The sequence below is a fragment of the Cupriavidus sp. HY129 genome (assembly GCF_059492215.1).
Genome location: NZ_CP083255.1, coordinates 1002447 through 1024863, shown reverse-complemented (window position 1 = coordinate 1024863; position 22417 = coordinate 1002447). Strand labels below are relative to the sequence as shown.

General features: G+C 64.6%; 21 protein-coding genes and 1 pseudogene. 10 read left to right on the top strand and 12 right to left on the bottom strand.

The genetic code is table 11. The features are described from left to right. Window positions 1–69: 69 nt before the first annotated feature. On the top strand, window positions 70–1071 hold the full coding sequence (locus tag K6G35_RS20950; RefSeq protein WP_495676957.1) for a LysR substrate-binding domain-containing protein: 1002 nt from the start codon (window positions 70–72) through the stop codon (window positions 1069–1071). 50 nt (window positions 1072–1121) lie between these two features. After that, entirely contained in the window at window positions 1122–1508 is a 387-nt protein-coding gene (locus K6G35_RS20945) for a hypothetical protein (protein WP_017513275.1), read from the top strand. Window positions 1509–1528: 20 nt separating this feature from the next. On the opposite strand, the gene K6G35_RS20940 is transcribed toward K6G35_RS20945, so the two are convergent. The 6 genes from K6G35_RS20940 to K6G35_RS20915 form a co-directional block, all read right to left on the bottom strand. After that, complete coding sequence (locus K6G35_RS20940; protein WP_495676956.1) at window positions 1529–3133, bottom strand: phospholipase D family protein; 1605 nt, start codon at window positions 3131–3133, stop codon at window positions 1529–1531. Window positions 3134–3154: 21 nt separating this feature from the next. Beyond that, on the bottom strand, window positions 3155–3982 hold the full coding sequence (locus K6G35_RS20935; RefSeq protein ID WP_495676955.1) for a mechanosensitive ion channel family protein: 828 nt from the start codon (window positions 3980–3982) through the stop codon (window positions 3155–3157). Window positions 3983–4068: 86 nt separating this feature from the next. Continuing rightward, entirely contained in the window at window positions 4069–4248 is a 180-nt protein-coding gene (locus K6G35_RS20930) for a hypothetical protein (protein ID WP_040011187.1), read from the bottom strand. A gap of 37 nt (window positions 4249–4285) precedes the next feature. Further along, window positions 4286–5743 carry an efflux transporter outer membrane subunit gene (locus K6G35_RS20925; RefSeq protein WP_008649513.1) on the bottom strand — a complete coding sequence of 486 codons (1458 nt, stop codon included), beginning with the start codon at window positions 5741–5743 and terminating at the stop codon, window positions 4286–4288. Window positions 5744–5745: 2 nt separating this feature from the next. Beyond that, window positions 5746–7320 (bottom strand): DHA2 family efflux MFS transporter permease subunit, encoded by a 1575-nt coding sequence (locus K6G35_RS20920; protein WP_186426098.1) that lies wholly within the window; start codon window positions 7318–7320, stop codon window positions 5746–5748. Continuing rightward, window positions 7313–8458 carry an HlyD family secretion protein gene (locus K6G35_RS20915; protein WP_008649511.1) on the bottom strand — a complete coding sequence of 382 codons (1146 nt, stop codon included), beginning with the start codon at window positions 8456–8458 and terminating at the stop codon, window positions 7313–7315. The genes K6G35_RS20920 and K6G35_RS20915 overlap by 8 nt, the downstream gene beginning before the upstream one ends. Before the next feature lie 107 nt (window positions 8459–8565). Here K6G35_RS20915 and K6G35_RS20910 point away from each other — a divergent pair, with 107 nt between their 5' ends. The 4 genes from K6G35_RS20910 to K6G35_RS20895 all read left to right on the top strand — a co-directional run bounded on the left by K6G35_RS20910 (window position 8566) and on the right by K6G35_RS20895 (window position 12119). After that, complete coding sequence (locus K6G35_RS20910) at window positions 8566–9267, top strand: CerR family C-terminal domain-containing protein (RefSeq protein ID WP_008649510.1); 702 nt, start codon at window positions 8566–8568, stop codon at window positions 9265–9267. 423 nt (window positions 9268–9690) lie between these two features. After that, window positions 9691–10188: a hypothetical protein gene (locus K6G35_RS20905; protein WP_011519329.1), complete on the top strand. Its 498-nt coding sequence runs from the start codon at window positions 9691–9693 to the stop codon at window positions 10186–10188. A 385-nt stretch (window positions 10189–10573) separates the two neighbouring features. Continuing rightward, window positions 10574–11038, top strand: a complete 465-nt coding sequence (locus tag K6G35_RS20900; protein ID WP_008642630.1) for an ion channel — start codon at window positions 10574–10576, stop codon at window positions 11036–11038. Between the two features lie 181 nt (window positions 11039–11219). After that, complete coding sequence (locus K6G35_RS20895) at window positions 11220–12119, top strand: MipA/OmpV family protein (protein WP_008642631.1); 900 nt, start codon at window positions 11220–11222, stop codon at window positions 12117–12119. A 23-nt stretch (window positions 12120–12142) separates the two neighbouring features. Here K6G35_RS20895 and K6G35_RS20890 read toward each other — a convergent pair whose 3' ends face one another. From K6G35_RS20890 to K6G35_RS20880, 3 genes are all read right to left on the bottom strand, one after another. Continuing rightward, window positions 12143–12808: an alpha/beta hydrolase gene (locus K6G35_RS20890; protein ID WP_495676954.1), complete on the bottom strand. Its 666-nt coding sequence runs from the start codon at window positions 12806–12808 to the stop codon at window positions 12143–12145. 126 nt (window positions 12809–12934) lie between these two features. Next, a complete protein-coding gene (locus K6G35_RS20885; RefSeq protein WP_008642633.1) occupies window positions 12935–13246 on the bottom strand; it encodes a hypothetical protein in 312 nt (103 codons plus the stop codon). A gap of 120 nt (window positions 13247–13366) precedes the next feature. Then, entirely contained in the window at window positions 13367–13525 is a 159-nt protein-coding gene (locus K6G35_RS20880) for a hypothetical protein (protein ID WP_008642634.1), read from the bottom strand. Between the two features lie 379 nt (window positions 13526–13904). Between K6G35_RS20880 and K6G35_RS20875 the strand changes: the two genes are divergently transcribed. Both K6G35_RS20875 and K6G35_RS20870 read left to right on the top strand, forming a co-directional pair. Continuing rightward, window positions 13905–15350: a catalase gene (locus K6G35_RS20875; protein ID WP_008642635.1), complete on the top strand. Its 1446-nt coding sequence runs from the start codon at window positions 13905–13907 to the stop codon at window positions 15348–15350. 116 nt (window positions 15351–15466) lie between these two features. Next, on the top strand, window positions 15467–15955 hold the full coding sequence (locus tag K6G35_RS20870; protein WP_152564933.1) for an ankyrin repeat domain-containing protein: 489 nt from the start codon (window positions 15467–15469) through the stop codon (window positions 15953–15955). Window positions 15956–16012: 57 nt separating this feature from the next. On the opposite strand, the gene K6G35_RS20865 is transcribed toward K6G35_RS20870, so the two are convergent. Next, window positions 16013–16771 carry an SDR family oxidoreductase gene (locus K6G35_RS20865; RefSeq protein WP_008642642.1) on the bottom strand — a complete coding sequence of 253 codons (759 nt, stop codon included), beginning with the start codon at window positions 16769–16771 and terminating at the stop codon, window positions 16013–16015. Between the two features lie 112 nt (window positions 16772–16883). Next, window positions 16884–17972 (bottom strand): annotated as a pseudogene (gene ilvA / locus K6G35_RS20860) (threonine ammonia-lyase, biosynthetic); the annotation flags it as partial. A gap of 469 nt (window positions 17973–18441) precedes the next feature. Between ilvA and K6G35_RS20855 the strand changes: the two are divergent. Together K6G35_RS20855 and K6G35_RS20850 are read left to right on the top strand one after the other, a co-directional pair. Continuing rightward, window positions 18442–20211, top strand: coding sequence for a putative bifunctional diguanylate cyclase/phosphodiesterase (locus K6G35_RS20855; protein ID WP_008643193.1), 1770 nt, complete (start codon window positions 18442–18444; stop codon window positions 20209–20211). Next, window positions 20211–21653 (top strand): HDOD domain-containing protein, encoded by a 1443-nt coding sequence (locus tag K6G35_RS20850; protein WP_008643192.1) that lies wholly within the window; start codon window positions 20211–20213, stop codon window positions 21651–21653. Before K6G35_RS20855 ends, K6G35_RS20850 begins: the two co-directional genes overlap by 1 nt. Before the next feature lie 19 nt (window positions 21654–21672). Here the strand turns inward: K6G35_RS20850 and K6G35_RS20845 are convergent, their stop codons facing one another. Continuing rightward, the gene (locus K6G35_RS20845; RefSeq protein WP_008643190.1) at window positions 21673–22323 is read right to left on the bottom strand and encodes a carbonic anhydrase; all 651 of its coding nucleotides are present in this window, start codon (window positions 22321–22323) and stop codon (window positions 21673–21675) included. Window positions 22324–22417: the final 94 nt, after the last annotated feature.

Below are 22417 nucleotides of genomic sequence, written 5' to 3'. Positions count from 1 at the left end.
CATGGCAAGAGATGGCGAGCCATGCTGTAATGGCGCCATTCGCCCCTGCCACAGCCATACGCCCCCGTCATGTCCGAACCGCTCGCCCGGATGTTTTCCCTCGATCTGCTCAAGGGCTTCGTCGCCGTAGGCCGGCGCATGAGCATCACGCAAGCCGCCGAGGACCTCTGCCTGACCCAGTCGGCCGTCAGCCGCCAGGTCCGGGCGCTCGAAGAGCAGCTTCAGGTCCGGCTGTTTATCCGGCGGCACCGGGGTGTCGCGTTCACGCCGGAAGGCGAGCGGCTGTTCCGCAGCGCCGACGGCGCCTTGCTGCAACTGCAAAACGTGGCGGCGGAGCTTCGCAAGCGCGATGGCCGGCAACCCGTGACGGTAACGGCCAGCATTGGCGTGGCGGGCCTCTGGCTGTTGCCGCGGCTGGGCTCGCTGCAGCGCCAGTACCCTGGCCTGGACGTGCGACTGTCCGCCAACAACCAGATCAGCGATCTGCGTGCCGATGGCATCGATCTGGCGATCCGCTATTGCCCGGCATCGGCGGCGCCGCCCCTTGCCGTCCATCTGTTCGACGAGACCATCGCCCCGGTGGCGAACCCCTCGATGGGCGCCCACCTCGTGACGACGCCCGAGGCGCTGGCGGAACTGCCGTTGATCGAGTTCGATGATCCACGCCCATGGCTGCACTGGCGCAACTGGCTCGGTGCGCAAGGCTACCGCCAGGCCAGCCGCCGCGGCATCCTGCGCTTCAACCAGTACGATCAGGTGATCCATGCAGCGCTGGCCGGGCAAGGCGTGGCGCTTGGCCGCCTCGAACTGATCCAGTCGTGGATCGACGGCGGCCAACTGGTGGTTGCCGCGACCGGTGGTGCGGCCATGCCCAGCCCCAACGCCTTCTGGCTGATTCACGCCAGAGAGCAACCGCGCGAGGACGTCCGGCGTGTGGCGGAATGGATCCGGAGTGAAGCCGCCGGCATAGCCGCGACTGGTGGCGCCAGCCACTCACCCCCCGCACCCCCAATCCCTACTTTGGTGGGGCAAGCAAACCCGCCGTCAAGAAACGGGCGTCTGATCCGATAAGATGGTCGACGGTCGCCGAATGGCGTCCGGCGTGTTGATGTGGAGCCACCATGGACCCCCTTTCGTTCGAGTTCGTGACTGTCGAGGAAGCCAAGAAGGTACTCGACGGGAATATGCCGCCTGCCGCGCGGACCGACTGGACCGAGATGCGCCAGCCCTCGGATGCCACGGAACAGGCGCTGACATCCGAAGCACTCAGATGGCTCGCCCAGTTGCCGCGTGAAGTCCGGCCGCTCGAACTGTTCCACACCTATCCGCGCATTGCCAATCAGTTGGCCAGGCTAGCCGCCCCGGCCGCTGTATCAGCATTCCTCGCCGACCTGCTGATCGACAAGCGTGGCGACCGGCAGGGCTTTCCAGGCGGTATCGCGCCGGAGCTTTCGAAGCTTCAGGAGCATCTGCTGCAACTGCTCCAGTCCCCCGACGCCACCGCCTGACACACCACGGATCCCCTCGGCTACAGCTCATCCTCCAGCGGCAGGAGTCCCAGAAAGTCGATGCCGATGTGCTGCCACACGCTCATGCCGGGCTCCTTGTCGTTGGTGACTTCCTTGCCCTGCTCCATCGTTGTCCACGTCAGGCCTTCCTGACCCGCTGCATCGGTACGCACCCCAATGCGCCACGCGATCTCGGGCAGCCGCTTGTCCACGTCGGACACGAACCAGGCAGCCAGCGTGGGGCTGTCGAGCACGACCCCCATCTCGGTATTGAGCCGGCTCGATCGCGGGTCCAGGTTCGGGGAGCCCACGAACAGGAACCGCCGGTCGACGACATAGGCCTTGGCGTGAAGGGTTGCGCGGCTCGATGTGAAAGTGCGAGCGTGTCTGCCACGATCTTGCGTCAAACCGGTGCTGGCGGTGGGCTTGAGTTCGTACAGTTCGATTCCGGCGTGGAGCAGCGCCAGACGGCGTGGCGCGTATCCCGCATGGACCGCGGAAACATCCGTGGCCGCGAACGAGTTGGTCAGCACCCGCACCTTGACGCCGCGTTTGACGATGGCAGCCAGCCATTTCTCGGTGTCGTCGTCTGGCACGAAGTACGGCGAGATCAACACCAGTTCGGTCTGCGCCGCCTCCATCAGCGCCCGCAGGCGGGGAATGGCGTGGGTCGACGGATCGTCGGGATCGTTCTCGATCTTGTCAGGCGAGTCGGCAATCACGCGCGCGCTGCCGATGTGGCCCGGCAGATGACCCACTTCGATGCCGCGCGCCAGCCCCGAGTCCAGCAGCTCCTGCACGAAAGGACTGGCACGAGCGATGTCTCCCTTTGCCTCGACTTCCTTGCGAAAGCGTCGCAGTTCCTCCGGTGCTTCCTTGCCCTCGGGCACCAGCGCTGCCACCGGATACGCGCTCTCGCTGTTCCAGTACTGGTCGAACACCTTGCTGGCGACCTGCACGACGGGCCCGGCGACCATCACATCCAGGTCGCTGAAATCAACGTCGGGTCGGGCCGAGAAGTACGCATCGCCGATATTCCGGCCACCGACCACGCCCACGAGGTTGTCCGCCACCATCAGCTTGTTGTGCATGCGCCGGTCAAGGCGGCCGAAATCGACCATCATCTCGGCCCAGCGCGCGGAGCGGCTGGCAAACGGGTTGAACAGCCGGGTCTCGATGTTCGGATGGGCATCAAGCGCCGCCCAGAGCTTGTCCTGATTGGTGGAATGCAGGTCGTCGATCAGCACGCGCACCCGCACGCCACGGTCGGCGGCATCGATCAACTCTCCGAGCAGGGCGCTGCCCGTGGTATCCGCATCAAAGGAGTAGTACTGGAGATCGAGCGTCTTGCGCGCCGCGCGCGCCAACGCCATGCGGACCGCCAGCGCATCAGGCCCCGAACCCAGCGGATAGAAGATCGATTGACCCGGATTCCGCGCCAGTCGTGGCGCCAGGGAAGTGGCCAGCAACGTGTCGCTGGTATCGGTCGACGCGTAGCTCGGCGTGCGGTCAGGATGCGCAGGCAGACTGGCGCAACCTGCCAGCACCAGGATGCAAGCCGACAGGCAGGCCGACAGGAACCGGGGGCCAACGCTCGTACTCCGTTGTTGCAACGCCTGCGCCATGGCGACCCCCAGGTGGTTGGTTCACTGCTGCGCGACGCTCTTCCGCGCCGGCTCGCGATAGTAGCCACGCACGATCTGCTGCGCTACGGGCAGCCTGGCGCTAACCGGGGCCGGAAACCGCACGATCGCGTCGAAGCGGTCCACGTCCACCGGCTCGAACAGCACGCGCGGCTCGAACTGCGACAGGTCGACGAACCGCATGTCGCCATAGCGCCGCAGCGTCCGGCCAGCTTCTTCCATGAAGTCCTCGCAAGCCTGCCGCGCCACCTTGATCAGGCGCGCCTCGACATCCTCGGGGTCCACACCCACCTCCAGCGGAATGCGCACGGTATCGAGCGTATAGGCACCGGCCTGGGAATGGTTGCGCACCGCCGTGGTCAGCAACATGCTGTTGGGGACCTGCACGGTAAAGCCTGTGTAATGACGCGCCGGGGCTACCTCCACCAGCGTGGTCGACATCACATCCATATCGATGACCTCGCCGCCGAACGGCCCGATCTCCACCAGATCGCCCAACTGGAACGGTCGCGTGACCATGCGCATGAACGCGCCCAGGAAGCACATCACCAGTTCCTTACCGACCAGCAGCAGTGCCGCGGCAAACGCGGCCAGCGAGATCGCCACGCTTTTCAGTTCCGACACCCAGATGCCAAGCAGCAGCAGGAAGGTCACCGCCGCGACGAAGTTCCGCGATGCCACGGTCCAGGCGCGATAGCTGCCGCGATTGTCGGCCTGCAGGCGGGTCGAGAAAAAGCGGTTGATCAGCTTGACCACCATCGTGCCCACGAAGACCACGAACAGGCTGGTGACCACGTTGATCACGATGCTGTCGTTGGCGTTGAAATGCATGGTCATTCGTCCCGGGTTCGCGCCGCCCCAAGTCGCCTGTCACGCACAAAGCGGTGGCAGGGCGCGCCTGTCCTGGGGAATTCTAGTCACACGGCACCGCCCTGCACCAGCGTATTCCATCCGGTTTCGTGCGCCGGGCCCGTCCCGCTACCCCGAGGCGCGATGCAGAACATCAAAACTGAATCGTCGAGCGGGGGCAGAATCGCCCGCGCCTGCCGCCACTGCGCGGTGCCATTCACAAGGATCGAGATGATGTTGAAGTCCACCCGCCGCTGGTAAACGCGCCGCAGTAAGCGGGCCGGGTCAGGAGGCTGGCGCTGCGGAAGATTGCCAGCCGAGGCCCAGCGACTTCTGCAGCGAGACGAAATCCTTGAGGAGATCCGCATCGCCCGAGATGCGGCTCTGTTGGGCCACCACTCGCGTGCGTTCGACGTCGAGCCATTCGAGCATGCTGGCCGTGCCGGCGCGGTAGCGCTGCTGCTGCAGCGTCGAGGCGCGCTCCGCCGATGCTTCCACGCGGCGCAGCACAACCACGTGCTCACGCTGATGGCCGTAGCGCGACAACGCGACATCGGCATCGCGCAGTGCCTTCAGCACCACGCTCTCGTAGCTGGCCTCCGCTTCGTCACGCCCGCCCTCGGCGCCCTCGACCCCTGCGGCCACACGGCCGAAATCGAGGATGTTCCATTGCAGGCGCGGCAGCGTCATCCACGTGCCATTTTCCTTGCGCGCGAGGTGGCTGGGGTCCGTCGCCGCGAAGCCCAGCGAGCCGAGCAGCGACAGCTTCGGAAACCAGTCCGCCTTGCGCACGCCGATCTGCGCCGTGCTCGATGCCAGACGCCTTTCGGCGGCGCGGATATCGGGACGTGATTTCAGCAGCGCGGCCGGATCGCCAACCGCGACGGTTTCCGGCACGCCGGGCAACGGCTTCGGCGCCGATAGCTCCGCGTCGAGCGTCCCCGGCGAGCGACCGGTCAGCATCGCAAGCTGGTCCAGCGATTCGGCGATGCTGGCTTGCACCGGCGACATCTGCGCGCGCGTGTTGTCGAGTTGCGTCATCAGCCTCTCCACCTCAAGCTGCGATGCCACACCGCGCGCGCGACGCTGCTGCGTCAGGTCGAGCATCTCCGCCTCAAGCTGCTCGGACGACGCCAGGTGCGCAAGGCTTTCCTGCTGCTCGCGCAGCGTGATGTAGGCCTGTGCCACTTCGGCGGCCAACTGCACGTGGGCATCGGCCAGTTGCGCATCGGCGGCATCGGCTTCGGCCGACGCGGCTTCGATCGAGCGACGCGTACCGCCGAACAGGTCGATCTCCCAGCTTGCGTCGAAGGCTGCGATATAGAGCGACAACGGCCCGCGCCCGGCATTCGACGAGCCCTGGCCCGACAGCGCGGACAGGTTCGGCGAGCGCGTGCGCAACGTGGCCGCATCGACGGCAACCGTCGGGAACAGGTTGGCCTTGTTCCCGGCCAGTCCGGCACGTGCCTGTCGCACGCGCGCGCGCGCCACGCGGATATCGGGACTTTGCTTCAACGCCGATTCGATCAGTCCATCGAGTTGCGTGTCGCCCAGCGCGTGCCACCAGTCAGCGACACGCGGCGTCTGGCTGTCGGTGCCCTCCCCGGCGCGGGGAAATTTGCCGGTGTCGATCGCGTTACCAGCCACCTGCGGCGCGCCGCGATAGTCGGGGCCAACGGTGCAGCCCGCGGCGAACATCGCCGCCGCAAGCGTCAGCAAGGTGGCACGAAAGGAAACAGACATGATCAGTGACCGGTGGAAATAGGTGCGCCCGGACGGGGCGGTTTCAGCAGCAAGGCCAGCGGCACACAGAACAGCAGTGCCACGCCAAGCGCGAAGAAGGTTTCGGAGAACGTCATCACAGCGGCCTGGCGGGCAATCTGGCCACTCAGCTGGGCAATCGCCTGCAACTGGGCATGAGCATAGTCGCCGCCCTGGGCCATGAAGCTCGCGATGCTCGACGTCATGTGCTCCTGACCGATCGCGCTATTAGCGGTCACCGATTCGCGGATCACCGAGTCGTGATAGGCATTGCGCCGGTCGATCAGCGTGCCGAGCAGCGCGAGGCCAATCGAGCCGCCAAGGTTGCGCGCCATGTTGTACAGGCCCGCGGCATCGCCCGCCTCGTGCGTGGCCACGGCGGCCATCGATGCCTGATTCAGCGGCATCATCGCCAGGATCTGGCCGAAGCCCCGCAGGATCTGCGATGCATAGAAATCATGACCAACGCTGTCGACGGTCAGGCCGATATCGAGCATGCAACTGGCGAAGAAGCACACCAGCCCCGAGATGACCAGCCAGCGGCTGTCGAACTTGCCGAGCATACGCGGCAGCACGGGCATCAGCAGAAACGCAGGCAGGCCCGACAGCAGCATGATGCCGCCCGCCTGCTCGGCGTTGTAGCCGGCGATCGTCGCCAGAAACTGCGGCAGCAGGTAAGACACGCCGTACACCCCGGCGCCCACCGTGGTCACGATCAGGATCACGCTTGCGTAGTTCTTGTTCAGCAGCAGGCGCAGACGCACGATGGGCTGCTTCGCGGTGAGCTGCCCGACGAGCATCAGTGCCAGGCCGCCTGCCGCCAGCAACGACAGATAGATAATCAGGTGCGACTCGAACCATTGCTCGCGCTGGCCTTCTTCGAGCACCACAGTCAGGGAGCTGAGACCCACCGCAAGGCCAACGATGCCGAGCCAGTCGGCCTTGAAGAATGCGTTGAAATCCGCGCGCTCGGATTTCAGGCCGAAGTACAGCAGCGGCACCAGCACCGCCGTGATCGGCAGATTGAGGAAGAAGCACCAGCGCCAGTTGACGTTTTCGGCCAGCCATCCGCCCACCACCGGGCCGAGCAGGGGCCCGAGCAACACGATCAGGCCGAACATCGACATCCCGATCGGCATCTGGTGCCGGGGCAGCCGCGTCCGCACGATGGTCTGCGCGGTCGGAATCATCGCACCGCCGGCAATCCCCTGGCCGATACGGCCGACCACCATTTGGGTCAGGCTATGCGACATGCCGCACATCATCGAGAACGCCGTGAACAGCAGCGCGTTCCACATCAGGAAGCGGCGCAGCCCGAACACTCGCGTCAGCCATGCCGTGAGCGGAATGATCACGATCTCGGCCATCAGGTAGCCGGTAGAGATCCAGGTACCCTCGGTACCGGCCGCCCCGATCTGGCCCTGGATCTGCGGCAACGCCGAGTTCGTGATGGAGATATCGAGCGTGGCCAGAAGCGCCCCGAGGGAGCCGGCTGCCACGGCAATCCAGTCCGCCGCGGAAGCGTTCGGCTCCCGCGCGATTGCGGCCGCTTCAGCCATGGGTGGCCTTGATGTCGGCCTGGCTCCTGGCGGGATGGAGCTCGCGCGTGTCGATGTCGACGACTACCGACAGGCCCGGCACCAGGATCGCGCGCGCTTCCGTCGGCACGTCCACATGAATCCGCACCGGCACGCGCTGGACGATCTTGGTGAAGTTGCCCGTGGCGTTCTGCGCGGGCAGCAGGGCAAACTGCGAGCCGGTACCGGGCGACAGGCTATCGACCACACCATGCAGCTCCTCACCGGGTAGCGCGTCGACGTGGAGCGTCACCGGCTGGCCGGGGCGCATGCGGCCCACCTGCGTTTCCTTGAAATTGGCGGTCAGATAGAGGTCCTGCACCGGCACCACGGTCAGCAGACGCATGCCGGGCTGGGCGAACTGGCCGACGCGCACACCCTTGTCGGCAACACGCCCGGCCGTGGTGGATCGCACCACGGTGTCATCGAGATTGAGCTTTGCCTGACGCGCGCTGGCCTGCGCCACGTCGAGCTGCGCATGCGCCTGCTCGATCCGCGCCTTCAGCGTCACCGTCTGGCTTTGTTCCACTCGCAAAGCGGCCTCGTTGGCCGCCAGCGTGGTGGATGCGCGGGTCTGCGCATTGCTCAGCTCGGCAGTGCGCTCTTCCGTTTCGGCGCCCGATTTCACCAGCGGCGCATAGCGTTCCACCTGTGATGCCGCATAGCGCGAATTGGCTCGCGCGCCATCCACTTCCGCGGCAGCCTGCGCGATCCTCGCCTGCTGCTGCGCGAGATCGGCTTCCGCGCGCGTCACGTCGGCCTGCCGCGAAGCCACGGTCGCCTGCGCCTCGTCATAGGCCGCCTGGTACTGGCGATTGTCGAGCCGCACCAGTTCCTGGCCCGCCTGGATCTGCTGGTTGTCGCGCACGTAGACTTCGGCCACGTAGCCGTTGACCTTGGGTGCCACCGTCACGCTGTCGGCCTGGATATAGGCGTCATCGGTGCTTTCGATGAAACGGGCATAGAGCCACCAGCGCACGCCGTACGCCAGGACAAGCACGAGAAGCAGCAAACCCGCGCCAAGCAGGATCTGCTTGCGGCGCGAAGTGCGGTCGGAAACGGCGGATTCTGGCGCGACGCCGGCTGGCGACGCCGTTGCGGCGGAATGGGTGGCGGACATGGGGACGCGGGGACTTCGAAGCCGGAATGGCTGAGCAATTATTCCACTTGGTAAAAATCTGTCAACTGGTATATTTCTGTCTGAATTCAGCGACAAGGACTTCCGACATGGCGCGACACAGGCCTGCGGCCGAAGGCGGTTACCAGCGTGGCGAAGAGACTCGTGCCCGTATCATTGATGCGGCGCTGCGGCTGTTCGGCACACATGGCTTTGACGGCGCTTCCACCCGCGACATCGCGCGCGAAGCCGGGGTGAACGCTCCGGCACTCCAGTACTACTTCGATAACAAGGAAGGGGTCTACCTGGCATGCATCGACTACTTCGTCGAGCGAGTGTGGTCGCTGCTGGAGGAAGTTGTGGGCCGGGCGGAAGCCGTGGTGGCCCGGGAAGATGCCAGTGATGCAGAGCTGATCGACGCCTACCTGGCGCTGCAGGCGCGCTTCATGGCCTTTCTATATGAGGGCCCCGATACAGAGCACTGGCGTCAGTTCATGGCCCGTGAACGCGCGGGACTCGGCCCCCCGGCGGCATTCGACCGCTTCGATGCCGGCATCAACCACCGGCTGTTCGCGCTGACCACGCATATCGTTGGCCGCCTGACCGGGCAGCCGGCCACGGCGGAATCCACACGTATCCGCACCATCGCCATCGACAGCCAGGTGGCATCGTTCAAGGTGATGCGGCGTCATATTCTCAAGGCGTTGAACTGGCAGGGCTATGGGGAAGCCGAGACGCAACGCGTGCAGGATGTGATGCACGACCAGACACGGACCCTGCTCGAGGGCTTGGTCGCCCAACGCGACAGGTGAGTTGGCATAACTAGAGTAAATACTCTAATCATGTCGCGCCGGGCGATAGCCTAACGCAATTTTATGTTTTAAATCAGTCGCTTAAACGTCATCAGCGGCTTCGGTTACCCCGCAATCACTCGCTATCTTTACCAGAAATATGATTGCGTCTCGAAGAAAGCCCTTGCTTATCTATCTAGTAGTAGATAATATTTGGCTCATGGACGACGCGATGCAGCAAAGCAGTCCGCAGCACCAAGCCGATCCACGCAATACCAAGTCGTTTGTCAGTACCGGGAGGCGGTCTTTTTTTTAGCCCTGGTTACCTATCTAGCAGTAGATAGCAACAGCGCCCGAACCAAGACCCCTGAGATTCGCAGCACAGAATACCGGCCCCGCGACCCACACACCAAGATCGCCCGGCCCTTCGCAAGGAGAGCAATCATGAACGCCAAGACCATCCTGACCGCCGCCGCACTCGCCGCCGCTTTCGTCACTGGTGCCGCACAAGCCGCCCCCGCCGCCCAGAAGGCCGGCGAAGTCTACGGCTACAGCTATCGCGTGAACGACCAGCGCAGCGCCTTCACCGACGGCGCACGCGTCGGCAAGACCGACCCGTACACCGATGGTGCAAAGGTCGGCAAGGCTGACCCGTTCACCGACGGCGCCAAGGTAGGCAAGTTCGATCCGTACACCGACGGTGCCCGCATCGTCGCCGGTCTGGACCGCACCGGTGTCTCGAGCGAACCGGCCCGCAAGGTTGACCCGTACCTCGACGGCGCCAAGGTCGGCAAGTTCGACCCGTACACCGACGGCGCACGCATGGTCGCCGGCCTGGATCGCACCGGTGTCTCGAGCGAACCGGCCCGCAAGGTTGATCCGTACTACGACGGTGCCCGTACCGGCAAGTTCGACCCGTACACCGAAGGCGCAAACGCCTGAGCCCCGCCCCATGCTGGCGGTAGTTGAAAAGAAGTAACCGGAGTCGCATCAGGGCCACTGTTCTGGCCGGCTCCGGTTGTTGCCCCGGAGTCCATCATGAGCTTCAAGAACAGTGCCCTGATCCTGAGTGGATGGCTGGCCGTCACAGCCGCCACCGGCGCCGCCGCCGCGATCGTGGTCCAGACGCTACCTGTCTGAGCCCGACACACGACACTAATAACTGCGCCCCCGCAGCAAGTTGAAGAAAGCCATCAGTGCGCAATCCAGCGCGGCGTGAATGCACTCTGCCATGCGTTCACGCCGCGTTGGCATTTGTGCGCACCATGGCGCAAGCATCAAGCCGCCGTATATAGTCTGCCCATCACTCGCGAACTCCCGGCGAACGATGCCAGACACGCCAATTAATTACCTTCTTGCAGTCGGACTCACGGCCGGCCTGACCGTTATCTGCGTCGGCCTGCACTATGAAGCACTTCGGCTAATCTCCTCGATTCACCCCAAGCGCCTTAGCGGCAAACTCAACATTGCCGTGATGATCCTGCTGATCATCCTCACGCATTGCATCGAAGCCGTGATTTTCAGCGGCGGTTACTGGCTCGGCACCGAGTGGCTTGGCATCGGCCGCCTGACGGGCATGCAAGAGCACGGCCCCGCGGCGTATATCTATTTCTCCCTCGAAACCTTCACCACACAGAGCATCGGCGACATCGTCCCGATCGGCCAGCTGCGTCTACTGGCTGCCGTACAGCCGCTGGTGGGCCTGATTCTGATAGGCTGGTCCACATCGTTCACATTCCTGATCATGCGGCGCGACTGGCAATGGGACGACGAGCGCGGCGCCAGGAATTGACGGCTGACGACTGACGGCTGGCCGGGGAGGGCTGGTCGCCGGCCGCCACGTCGGCCACAATGGCCATCGGGTTTCAGCAAAATGATGACTTTGCGTCATCCGCACGTCCGCCAGCGCCGTTACACCGGTTTTGCATCGCACCTTCCCCCATGGGAAGCGCCAGAAGAAACGGAGTGATTACTTGTCGACGAATTCGGATTACCAGGCTGGTGTGGCACATGGCCGGTACCCGCGCGCCCTGATACTGTGGCTCGCCACGGCGATGTTCGCGCTGGTGGCCTTGCTGGCCGCGCCGCGAGCCCACGCCCAGACGCCGGCCCCGCTGGCCGAGTGGCAGTACTCGGTAGGCGTGCCGCTGGAAAAGCTGTTCGAGGGGCCCCCGCCCGACTGGACGGTTCGCCTGGGCATGGCAGCCCGTATCAGCCCGTATTACGACGGCACCGGCAACTACTATCCGCTGGCGGGCCCGGCGATCGACATCCGGTACCGCGACCAAGGCTTCCTGTCCACTGGCGAAGGCCTCGGCTGGAACATCGTCCACTCCGACCATTGGCGCGCCGGTATTGCGCTGACCTATGACTTCGGCCGACGCGAAAAGCACGACCACGACCATCTGGCCGGACTCGGCAACATCGGGATGGCGGTCGAGTCGAAGCTGTTCGCGGAGTACGTGGTCTCGAAGGAGTTTCCGCTTGTGATTCGCGCGAACGCGCGGCGCCAGTTCGGGGGTGCCAACGGGTGGCTGGGCGACCTCGGCGCGTACATGCCGCTGCCGGGCAGTTCGGACAAGTTCGCCTGGTTCGCGGGTCCCACCATGACGGTCGCGGATTCGGCCTACATGAGTCGCTGGTACGGTGTCACGGCGGAGCAATCGGCGCGTTCAGGACTGCCCCAGTACCATGCCGGCGCCGGCATCCGCTCATACGGCGGGGGGGTATCCGCGATGTGGTTCTTCGGCAAGCACTGGTTCGCCACGGCCGATTTCGGCATCGCAGCGCTCGTCGGCGATGCGCGCAACAGCCCGGTCGTATCTCACTCGGCCAACATGACCGGCGATATTTCGATCATGTACGAGTTCTGACCCAGTAACTACCGATCAGCCGGTCACTCGGCGGGCCGCCGCAGATAGCTCTCCACCACGCGGCGCAGGCCGGGCAGTTTCCCCGTGAAGAAGTGTCCGGCGCCCGGTACCACGACCACCGGCAGTTCCTGCGGTCGCGCCCAGTCGAAAACGTTCACCAGCGGTACCCGCTCATCGCGCTCTCCGTGCACGACCAGCGTGTGGGCGGGGACCGTCGGCGTGTCATAGGACAGCGTGTCGGACAACGCGCCAGCGGGCATTCCCGCCAGCATCAAGTGCGCCATCGACTCGCCCGCGGCGGTGAGCACCTCGGCTGCGCGCGCCTGGACGAAAGCGCCGAACGAGAATCCAGCCAATGCCAGCGGCAGCCCCGCATTCGCTGATTGCGCGTACCGGATCACGGCCAGCACGTCGTCCGTTTCGCCGTTCCCTTCGTCGTACTCCCCTTCGCTCTGGCCAACGCCGCGATAGTTCGGCCGCAATGCCAGGAAACCATGCGCCTGCAGGATGCGCGCAAGCAGTTGGGGAATCTTGTGTTCGGCGTTACCGCCCTGGGACGGATGCGGATGCGCCACCACGGCAACGCCGATCGGCGCAGCGGCCGGCGTATCGACGAGAACTTCGATCTGACCGGCAGGTCCGGCGATGAACTGGCGAGTGGTAGCAGGTACGGGGAGGGGCGAGGACATGGGAACGGCGACTTGCTGGCTGGGGGCGGGCGTTACGGTTTCTGGCATACGAATGCACGCGCAGCATACCCGCAGCAGCCCCCCGGCGGCAACGCCTGCCGCCGTCCCACACCTGGCTGCCGATTCTCAATGCTGGCTGTCCGCCTTGATGACGGACGCAACTTCCTGCCGCCTGACGCTGACCACATCGTCAAGCTCGAGCCCCTCCGCGACGACGAGCATCTCGGTTCCCCGGCTGATGGCGTAGATCACGCCGTACCAGAGATCCGGCCCCGCCGCGGCGTTCAGCCGGATGCTGAACTCCGTCACCAGATCCTGACTGAAGACGGTCACCAGGTCGCCAACCTCGGGCATGGCGGCCTCCTCCGCCAGCGGAAATTCCCGGGCTGCCACCGTCAGTGGCGTCTGCGCGATGCCGCGCGCAAACCTCGCTTGCATGTCATCTCCTGCGCATGATTTTCACCTTGTAAGGATAGGAACGCAGCCTGAAAAGGCACGGAAAACCTGCCACAGGGAGGATTCAGGTCGAGCGCGCGTCGCATTTGAACGGGCCGCGCCTCACGATTCAATAGCGCCGGGTTCCTCATGCGCCTGCTGCCCATCGAGCTTTGCTTCGCGGCGCGCCAGCCTGGCCGATAGCCGGTACTGGCACACGAACAGCGCAATCAGGGCGATCAAGGCAATGGCGGCAAGGCCAAAACGGTAGACGATCCACATGGTGCGGCATGGTCGTAGTTGTCCTGCTTTCAGCCTATTCAGCCTGCCGTCCAGACACTGCAAAGAATCGACTGATACACGTCAATTTCCTGTCAATGCCGAGCACAGAATTTGACCTGATCCGAAAAATGCGAGAAAGCGGAGCCCTTCCCAGACGTAAACCACTTAATGGCCCGCTCGAAAAGTCTGTGCACTATCGCGGCCATTGATCAATACGATATGACTTGAACGACCCCTTCTGCGATAGTTGACTGCAACTCCTGCCGGCGAGTCAGTTCCCCGGCGCACTCGATGACGCGGCCACGAGCCGCGGCAATTCCGTCCCACAAATGTCCAGACGCGACCCCTCCGGATCGCACGACTGCATCAAGGAATGACTATGAATAAGCTCACGACCGCATTTGGCGCGCCCGTTGTCGATAACCAGAACGTTCAGACCGCCGGCCCGCGTGGCCCCGCCCTGCTCCAGGATGTCTGGTTCCTCGAAAAGCTTGCCCACTTCGACCGTGAAGTGATTCCGGAACGCCGCATGCACGCCAAGGGCGCCGGCGCTTACGGCACGTTCACGGTCACGCATGACATCACCAAGTACACGCGCGCCAACCTGTTCTCACAGGTTGGCAAGAAAACCGACCTGTTCCTGCGCTTCTCGTCGGTGGCCGGCGAGCGCGGCGCTGCCGATGCGGAACGCGACATCCGCGGCTTTGCGATCAAGTTCTACACCGAGGAAGGCAACTGGGACCTGGTGGGCAACAACACCCCGGTTTTCTTCCTGCGCGATCCCCTGAAGTTCCCCGACCTGAACCACGCCGTGAAGCGCGACCCGCGCACGGGCATGCGTAGCGCCGAAAGCAACTGGGACTTCTGGACCGGCCTGCCCGAAGCCCTGCACCAAGTCACGATCGTCATGAGTGACCGGGGTATCCCACGCACCTGGCGTCATATGCACGGGTTCGGCAGCCATGCCTACAGCTTCATCAACGCCAACATGGAGCGCTTCTGGGTGAAGTTCCACTTCGTCACCCAGCAGGGCATCCAGAACCTGACCGACGAGGAAGCCGCGGAGATCACGGGCCAGGACCGCGAATATCACCAGCGCGATCTGTTTGAATCGATCGAACGTGGCGATTTCCCGCGCTGGAAGCTCTGCGTGCAGATCATGCCGGAAGCCGAAGCCAGCAAGGTCCCCTACCACCCGTTCGACCTGACCAAGATCTGGCCGAAGAAAGACTACCCGTTGATCGAAGTCGGCGTGCTGGAACTGAACCGCAATCCGGACAACTTCTTCGCCGAAGTCGAACAGGCATCGTTCGCACCGTCGACGATCGTTCCCGGCGTCGGTTTCTCGCCCGACAAGATGCTGCAGGGCCGTCTGTTCTCGTACGGCGACGCCGCGCGCTATCGCGTCGGCGTGAATCATCACCAGATTCCGGTGAACTCGCCGAAAGCCGCGAAGTACGTCAACAGCTATCACCGCGACGGCACGATGCGCGTCGACGGCAACCGGGGGGCCGCCATCGCCTATGAGCCCAATACGAAGGGCGAGTGGGCCGAGCAACCCGACTTCCGCGAACCGCCGCTGACGCTGGAAGGCACCGCCGACCACTGGAACCATCGCGAGGACGGCGACTACTTCTCGCAGGTCGGCGCGTTGTTCCGCCTGATGTCGCCGACGCAGCAGCAAGCGCTGTTCGACAACACGGCCCGCTCGATCAAGGGTGTCTCGAAACACATCCAGCAGACCCACATCAAGCATTGCACGGCGGCTGACCCCGCCTATGGTGCGGGTGTCGCGGCAGCCATCGAGATGATCGAGGCCAAGTAAGTCCCCACTACCCGTGCCTCTCCCGCCCTCGGGAGAGGCACGGGCGGAACGACTCAGAAAATCCCGAACAAACCGTCCGAGACAGGAAAATGATGATGGAACAGCCTCAAGCCACGATGTCCGCGGAAGATGAAGCGCGCATGATCGCCGCGCTGGGCCAGGTGTTCGATCTCGCGCGCAATGGCGACGCCGTGGCGCTCGCGGCGCTGATCGAACGCGGCATGCCACCGAACCTGCGTAATGAGAAAGGCGACACCCTCGTCATGCTGGCCGCCTACCACGGCCACGCGAACGCGCTGCGCACGCTGCTGGAAGTCGGCGCTTCGCCCGACATCCGCAATGCGATGGGTCAGACGCCGATCGCCGGAGCCGCCTACAAGGGCTACACGGAAATCGTCGAGATCCTGCTCGAGCATGGTGCCGACGTCGAAGGCGTCTCGCCTGACGGCCGCACGGCACTGATGACCGCCGCGATGTTCCAGCGCACGGACATCGTCGACATACTCAAGGCGCATGGCGCCGACCCCAACGCACGCGACAACCGCGGCATGACCGCAACCGATGCGGCGGCTTTCATGGCCGGCCGGCACGGTAGCCCCCATTGACGGGCCGCCCCTCTCGGTCGAGCGAGAGGGGGATCGCCTAGATTCCGCCTCAGCGAATTACCCGCGTCCCACGAACGGCATCTTGGTCGCCATGACGGTCATGAACTGCACATTGGTTTCCAGCGGCAGATTGGCCATATGCAGTACCGAGCTGGCAACGTGGGCCACATCCATCAACGGCTCCGGGCGGATCTCGCCATTGGCCTGCGGCACGCCACGCGCCATGCGGTTGGCCATGTCGGTACCCGCGTTGCCGATATCAATCTGACCACAGGCGATGTCCCAGGGACGGCCATCGAGCGACAGGCTCTTGGTCAATCCGGTAATCGCATGCTTGGTGGCCGTGTAGGGCACGGAATTCGGCCGTGGCGCGTGGGCCGAGATCGACCCGTTGTTGATGATGCGGCCACCACGCGGGTCCTGCGATTTCATCAGCATGAACGCGCCGCGCGCACACAGGAAGGCGCCGGTCAGGTTGGTATCGACCACCGCCTTCCACTGCTCGACTGACAGTTCGTCGATGCTGACACCCGGCGCGTTGATGCCTGCGTTATTGAACAGCACATCGAGCCGGCCGAAGCGTTCGCGGATCTTGCCGTACAACGCGTCGACCGAGGCGGCATCACTCACATCGCACTGCACGGCCAGCGCGGTCTGGCCCGCAGCCGTGGCTTGCGCGGCCAGGGCTTCCAACGTCTCGGCGGTGCGACCGGCCAGCACGACCTGATATCCGTCCGCGAGCATCGCCTGCGCCACTGCCTTGCCGATACCGCGCGCCGCGCCCGTGACCAGTGCGACCTTTGCCTGCTTTGTCATGCTCGATGTCTCCAATGTCTTGTGGCTGGGAAGAGTGCCACCCCTGATTCTGCCCGAAAGCACCGCAGTTGTACGACAACTTCTGGGCGATCATCGGCCTCCCCTTCCATCATCGCGCGGCGCCAACCACTTCCGCCCGCTCCGCCACGATGCGCAAGCGGTCAAAGTTCATATTGGCGCCCGATGTGATCGCGACCAGCGCCAGCGAAGCGTCGCCCGCCGTCGCCGCATACTGCTTGAGCCCCGCCACGGCCAGCGCGCCGGCCGGCTCCACCAGGCTGCGCGTGTCCTGGAAGACGTCCTTGATCGCCGCGCAGAGCGCATCGGTATCCACCGTCAGCACACCATCAAGGTACTTCTGGCAAAGCCGAAATGTCTCTTCTCCGACGCGCTTGACCGCCGTGCCATCCGAGAACAATCCCACGGTATCGAGCGTGACCCGTTCGCCAGCGGCCAGCGAACGCGCCATGGCACAGGAATCCTCCGTCTGCACGCCGATGACCTGGACTTCCGGCCGGACCGCCTTGACATATGCCGCCACGCCCGCTGCCAGGCTGCCACCGCCGATCGGCACGAACACGGCATCAAGCGGGCCGCGATGCTGCCGCAGGATCTCCATGCCCACGGTACCTTGCCCGGCGATGACGTCAGGGTCGTCGAACGCCGGGATGAACGTCATTCCGTGTTGTTGCTGCAGGGATAGCGCATGGTCGAAGGCATCGGAATAGGACTCGCCGGCCAGCACGACTTCCACCATCCCGCCACCGTGGGCACGCACCGCGTCCACCTTCACCTGCGGCGCGGATTGGGGCACGACGATGATCGCCCGCACACCAAGCCGGGCCGCGGCCAGCGCCACGCCCTGCGCGTGATTGCCGGCCGAGGCCGTGATCACGCCACGGGCAAGCGCATCGGCCGGCAGGCTGGCCATCTTGTTGTAGGCACCGCGCACCTTGAACGAAAACACGGGCTGGTGATCCTCGCGCTTGAGCCAGACGCGGTGGCCGAGATGCGCGGACAAGGTCGGCGCCGCCTCCAGCGCGGTCTCCCGTGCCACGTCGTAGACGCGCGCGGTCAGGATGCGCCTCAGGTAATCGTCGGCGTCGCTCCAGGCGTCGTGTGCCGCTTCAAACGGCTCGGCATCGAACGACTGGCCCGGCGCAACGGCTTGGGGCACGGCAAGGGGACGAGTAAACGGCATGGCGACTCCATTCTTGAGGGGAAATCTCTGAAAATCCCTGGAGGCGGCCATAAAAAAACCCGCCTCGTTGGGCGGGTTATTGATGTCTGTTTCGGACGCGCGCTAACCCACCATTCTCGGAATGGTGCGAATAATTGCGGCGATGCGGATGGCGAAACTGGACATGGGAATGAGTGTCACGGATTTCCCACGACTATGTCAATCCCGACACAAGCCTGGCCTTCAACTGGCGATGCGCGTGTTGTAGTCGTGCCCACTGTCATCAGCCCCCTCCCGCGTCACACTCAGCCCGATGTCGGCTCGTATTAGAATCGCCGATGTCATTCATATGACGGCGGCAGCACCAGAGGTCATGTTCCGGGCACGGGTTAGCCACGGACTGGCGTTACCGCGGGTATCCAACCCTAAAGATCACAAGAAACCAACCGATATCAGCCATGCGCCCATTGGGCTCAGGGCTGAAAGATACATGACCGCGTTCGCATACGATGTTGCTCTGGCACCGGAGCCTGCCGATCGCAGGCGGCCTGATGCCGGCCCTGCCTACGGCGAGGCCCTGGCGTTGCTGGAGGCCTCCGGCGCGCTGGCCATGCGCGTGGACATGCAGGGACGCATCCTCGAAGCGACCGAAGCCACCGCCGAACTGCTGGTCTATCCGCGCGAATACCTGCTGCGCACCTCGATCCTCGACATCATCGCGCTGGAGTCCCGCGAACGCGTGGCCATGCTGCTGACGTGCTGCGCGCAGGACCAGGCCATGCGCCGCGAGCGCGTGCGCGTGGCCGGCGGTATCGGCGGGCCCAACTGGCTCGATCTGCGCGTGAGCTACCACCGCGATGCCGACGATGCGCCGAGCCTGCTGCTGTTCGGCCAAGACATCACGCATTGGGTAGAGTCGGAGCGAGACCTGACCGAGCGTGCCTTCCTGGATCCGTTGACCGGTGTCGGCAACCGCGCCTACATCGGCAAGCGGATCGAGGAATACACGTCCGGCCGCCGCGCGGGCCAGCCGTTCGCGGTTGCCCTGATGGATCTGGACGGCTTCAAGAACGTCAACGACTCGCTCGGCCACGAATTTGGCGATGCGCTGCTCAAGGAAGTGGGCACGCGCCTGCAGGACACCGTCCGCACGCGCCAAAGCGTGGCGCGGCTGGGTGGCGACGAATTCGTGCTGATGCTCGATGACATGGAGTCCGAGGCGGACGCCATCCGGGTCCTCGAGCGCGTGATCCATGTCTGCCGCCAGCCCTTCCTGCTGGGCGGCTGCCAGGTGCGCATCACCACCAGCATCGGCCTGGCCTTCTCGAACGGTTCGGCGCAATCGGAGTCGCAATGGCTGCGCCGCGCGGACCTGGCGATGTACGAGGCGAAGGCGCTCGGCAAGAACCGTTACTGCATCTACTCGCCTGAACTGGATCGCCGCCTGGACGAACAGTTCCAGATCGAGCAGAGCATGTTCGAAGCGGTGCAGAACGGCGAATTCCTGCTGCACTACCAGCCGATCGTCTGGCCTGGCAGCGGTGAAGTCTGCGCCGTGGAAGCACTGATGCGCTGGGAGCACGCTGGCCGCGATATCCGGCCCGATGTGTTCATTCCCGTCGCCGAGAAGAACGGTCTGATCAAGCACCTTGGCGCCTGGGCGCTGCGCTGCGCCTGCGCGCAGCTCGCCGCCTGGGATGCGCTGGGTATCCATGTAGGCCATATGTCGGTCAACGTGTCAGCCGTGCAGTTCCTGCATCCGGGCTTCTTCGACAGTGTCCGCAATGCGATCCAGGAATCGGGCATCGGCGCCGACCGGCTACTGCTGGAAATCACCGAAAGCGCGCTGATGACCGATCCGAAGGCGGCCGAGGAACTGCTCCTTTCGCTGCGTGCGCTCGGCATCCGCTTCGCCGTCGATGATTTCGGCACCGGCTATTCGAGCCTGTCGTATCTGCGCCGCTTTCCGCTGTCGGCCCTCAAGGTCGACCGCAGCTTCGTCGCCGACATGGTCGATTCACCGCACGCGCGGACCATCGTGTCGGCCGTGCTGTCGCTGGCACGCGAACTTGGTCTCGTCGCCATTGCCGAGGGCGTCGAAACCGATGCCCAAAACAAGCTGTTGGCCGCGCAGGGCTGCAACCTTGTGCAGGGATGGCTCTTTGCGCGCGCCGTCGCCGCCGCCGATTTCGAGAGCGCCGTGATCGACGGCAGGTTCGTGGTCGGCGAGGACGAAGTCTTCGCGCCACGGGTGTCCTGATGTCCAAGTCCGATTTCTTCGAGACCTTGTGGGCACGGATGGCGCAGCAGGGAGACTTCCCGACGCTCCAGTACTGTGTCGACAACATCTTCAAGACGCTCAACGCCGACCTCACCGTCGGCGAGATGGCCACGAGCGTGCTGTCGGATTTCAGCCTGTCGCAGAAGGTGATCCGGCTCGCCAATTCGGCCATGTACCGATCATTCGGCGGCGAGGTGACCACCGTCTCGCGCGCGATCCTCGTTCTGGGCGTGGAGGCGATCAGCCACCTGACGCTCGGCATCCAGCTGCTCGACTACTTCCACGGCGTGGCGCCGAATCGCCCGCAGGCCACGCGTGCGTTGCAACGCGCGCTGGTGGCCGGCGAGATCACGCGGGCGCTGAGCCAGGCACGCGGCATCAACGAGGGCGAGGAAGCCGTCGTCTGCACGCTGATGCACCATATGAGCCGGCTGCTCATCGTGTTCTATTTCCCCGAAGAATGGGAGCGCGTAGAGGCCATGTGCGCCGCGCATCCGATGACGGAGAACGAGGCCTGCCAGGAAGTGCTCGGTGTGTCGATGGTGGAGATCGCCGAGGCGGCCGCGCGCAAATGGCGGCTCCCGGGTCTGATCGCGCACGCCATGAAGCCGCGCGCGCTGTCCACGGATACCGTGCTGGAAACCCATGCCGACTGGCTCGCCGCCATCGCGCAGGTCTCCGCACAGGCCGCGGCCACGATGGTGCGCGACGGCAATCAGGCATCGGTCGAGGCCTTGCTGCTGTCCCATGCGAAGGTGCTCGGCCTGGACGCCAGCGACGTCTCCGTGGCCGTGCGCCAGGCCGAGGTGCTCAATGCGTCGATCGTCGAATCCGAATCGCCGGCGCAGGATGCGGCAACACTTGCCCACGGCGCGCGCCCGGACAACGTCCTGGAGCGACTACGGCAAGGCATCGCCGAGGTGCAGCGCGAAGGCGCGGGCCGGACGGTATCGCAACTGGCGCCGATGGTGCTGGAATCGTCGATGCGCGCGCTGGACTTCTCGCGCTGTTTCCTGATGATGCTGAACCCCTCGACACGGCACTTTCACGCGCGGCTGGGCTTCGGCGAGGGAATGCGTGAAAGGCTGTCCGCGCTGTCTTTCGAAGAAGGCTTCGTGCCCGACGTGTTCCACTTTGCCGCGCTGGCGTCCAAGCCGCTGCTGGTGGAGGACACGACCGACGCCGAAGTGGCGCGCCGTCTGCCACGGTGGTATCGCGATGCGATTCCCGACGCGCGGTCGATCCTGCTGGCACCGGTGAGAATCCGCAATCGCTGCATCGCCATGGTCTATGGTGACTGGGGCACCGCCCGCGCGCCCGCCGGCCTGGGCGAGGCCGAGCTAGAGACCGTCGATGAGCTGATGCGCGAAATCGCCGCAGGCGTGCTGCGCGCGGCGCCTGCGCAATCGCCCTCGCGCTGATACCTGCCAAACCCTGGCGTCAGGCAGCCCGCTCCAGCGTGGCGGTGACATCAGGCTGTTCCCGCAGCGGCACGAACTTCCCCGTACGTCCCTCGAGGGCATCGATCTCACCGGTTTCGATGTCGTAGACCCAGCCATGCAGGTCGACACGCCCTTCGGCCAGCGCCTGCGCCACCGACGGATGCGTCCGCAGGTGGTCAAGCTGCTCGATCACGTTCTCACGCACCATGTCGTCCACCCGTGCCCGGTCCGATGCGTGCGGACGGGCCAGACTGATCCGCCGGGCGCCGCTGGCATGTTCGAGCCACTCTTCGACAGCAGGCATGTGGTCCAGGCATTGGCAGGTGGCCACGGCCGTCATGGCCCCGCAATCGGAATGGCCACAGATCACGATGTCGCGCACCTTGAGCCCCGCCACCGCGTATTCGACGCTGGCGGACACGCCGCCGGGCTGCACCGCATAGGCCGGGACGATATTGCCGGCGTTGCGGATCACGAACAGCTCCCCGGGCTCGCATTGCGTCAGCAACGCCGGCACGACGCGGCTGTCCGAACACGCGATGAACAACGTCTTGGGATTCTGCTGCGTGGCCAGGTGCTTGAACAGCGCCGACCGCTTCGGGAATTCTTCCCGCTGGAACTTCAGAATGCCCTGGATCAGATCTTTCACGCCGACGCCTCCATCGTCACTGGATGGCTCCAGCATGGCGGCGAACAGCTATTGGGTCAAAGACCGGTTTATTATCCTCGTCATTGGCAACACC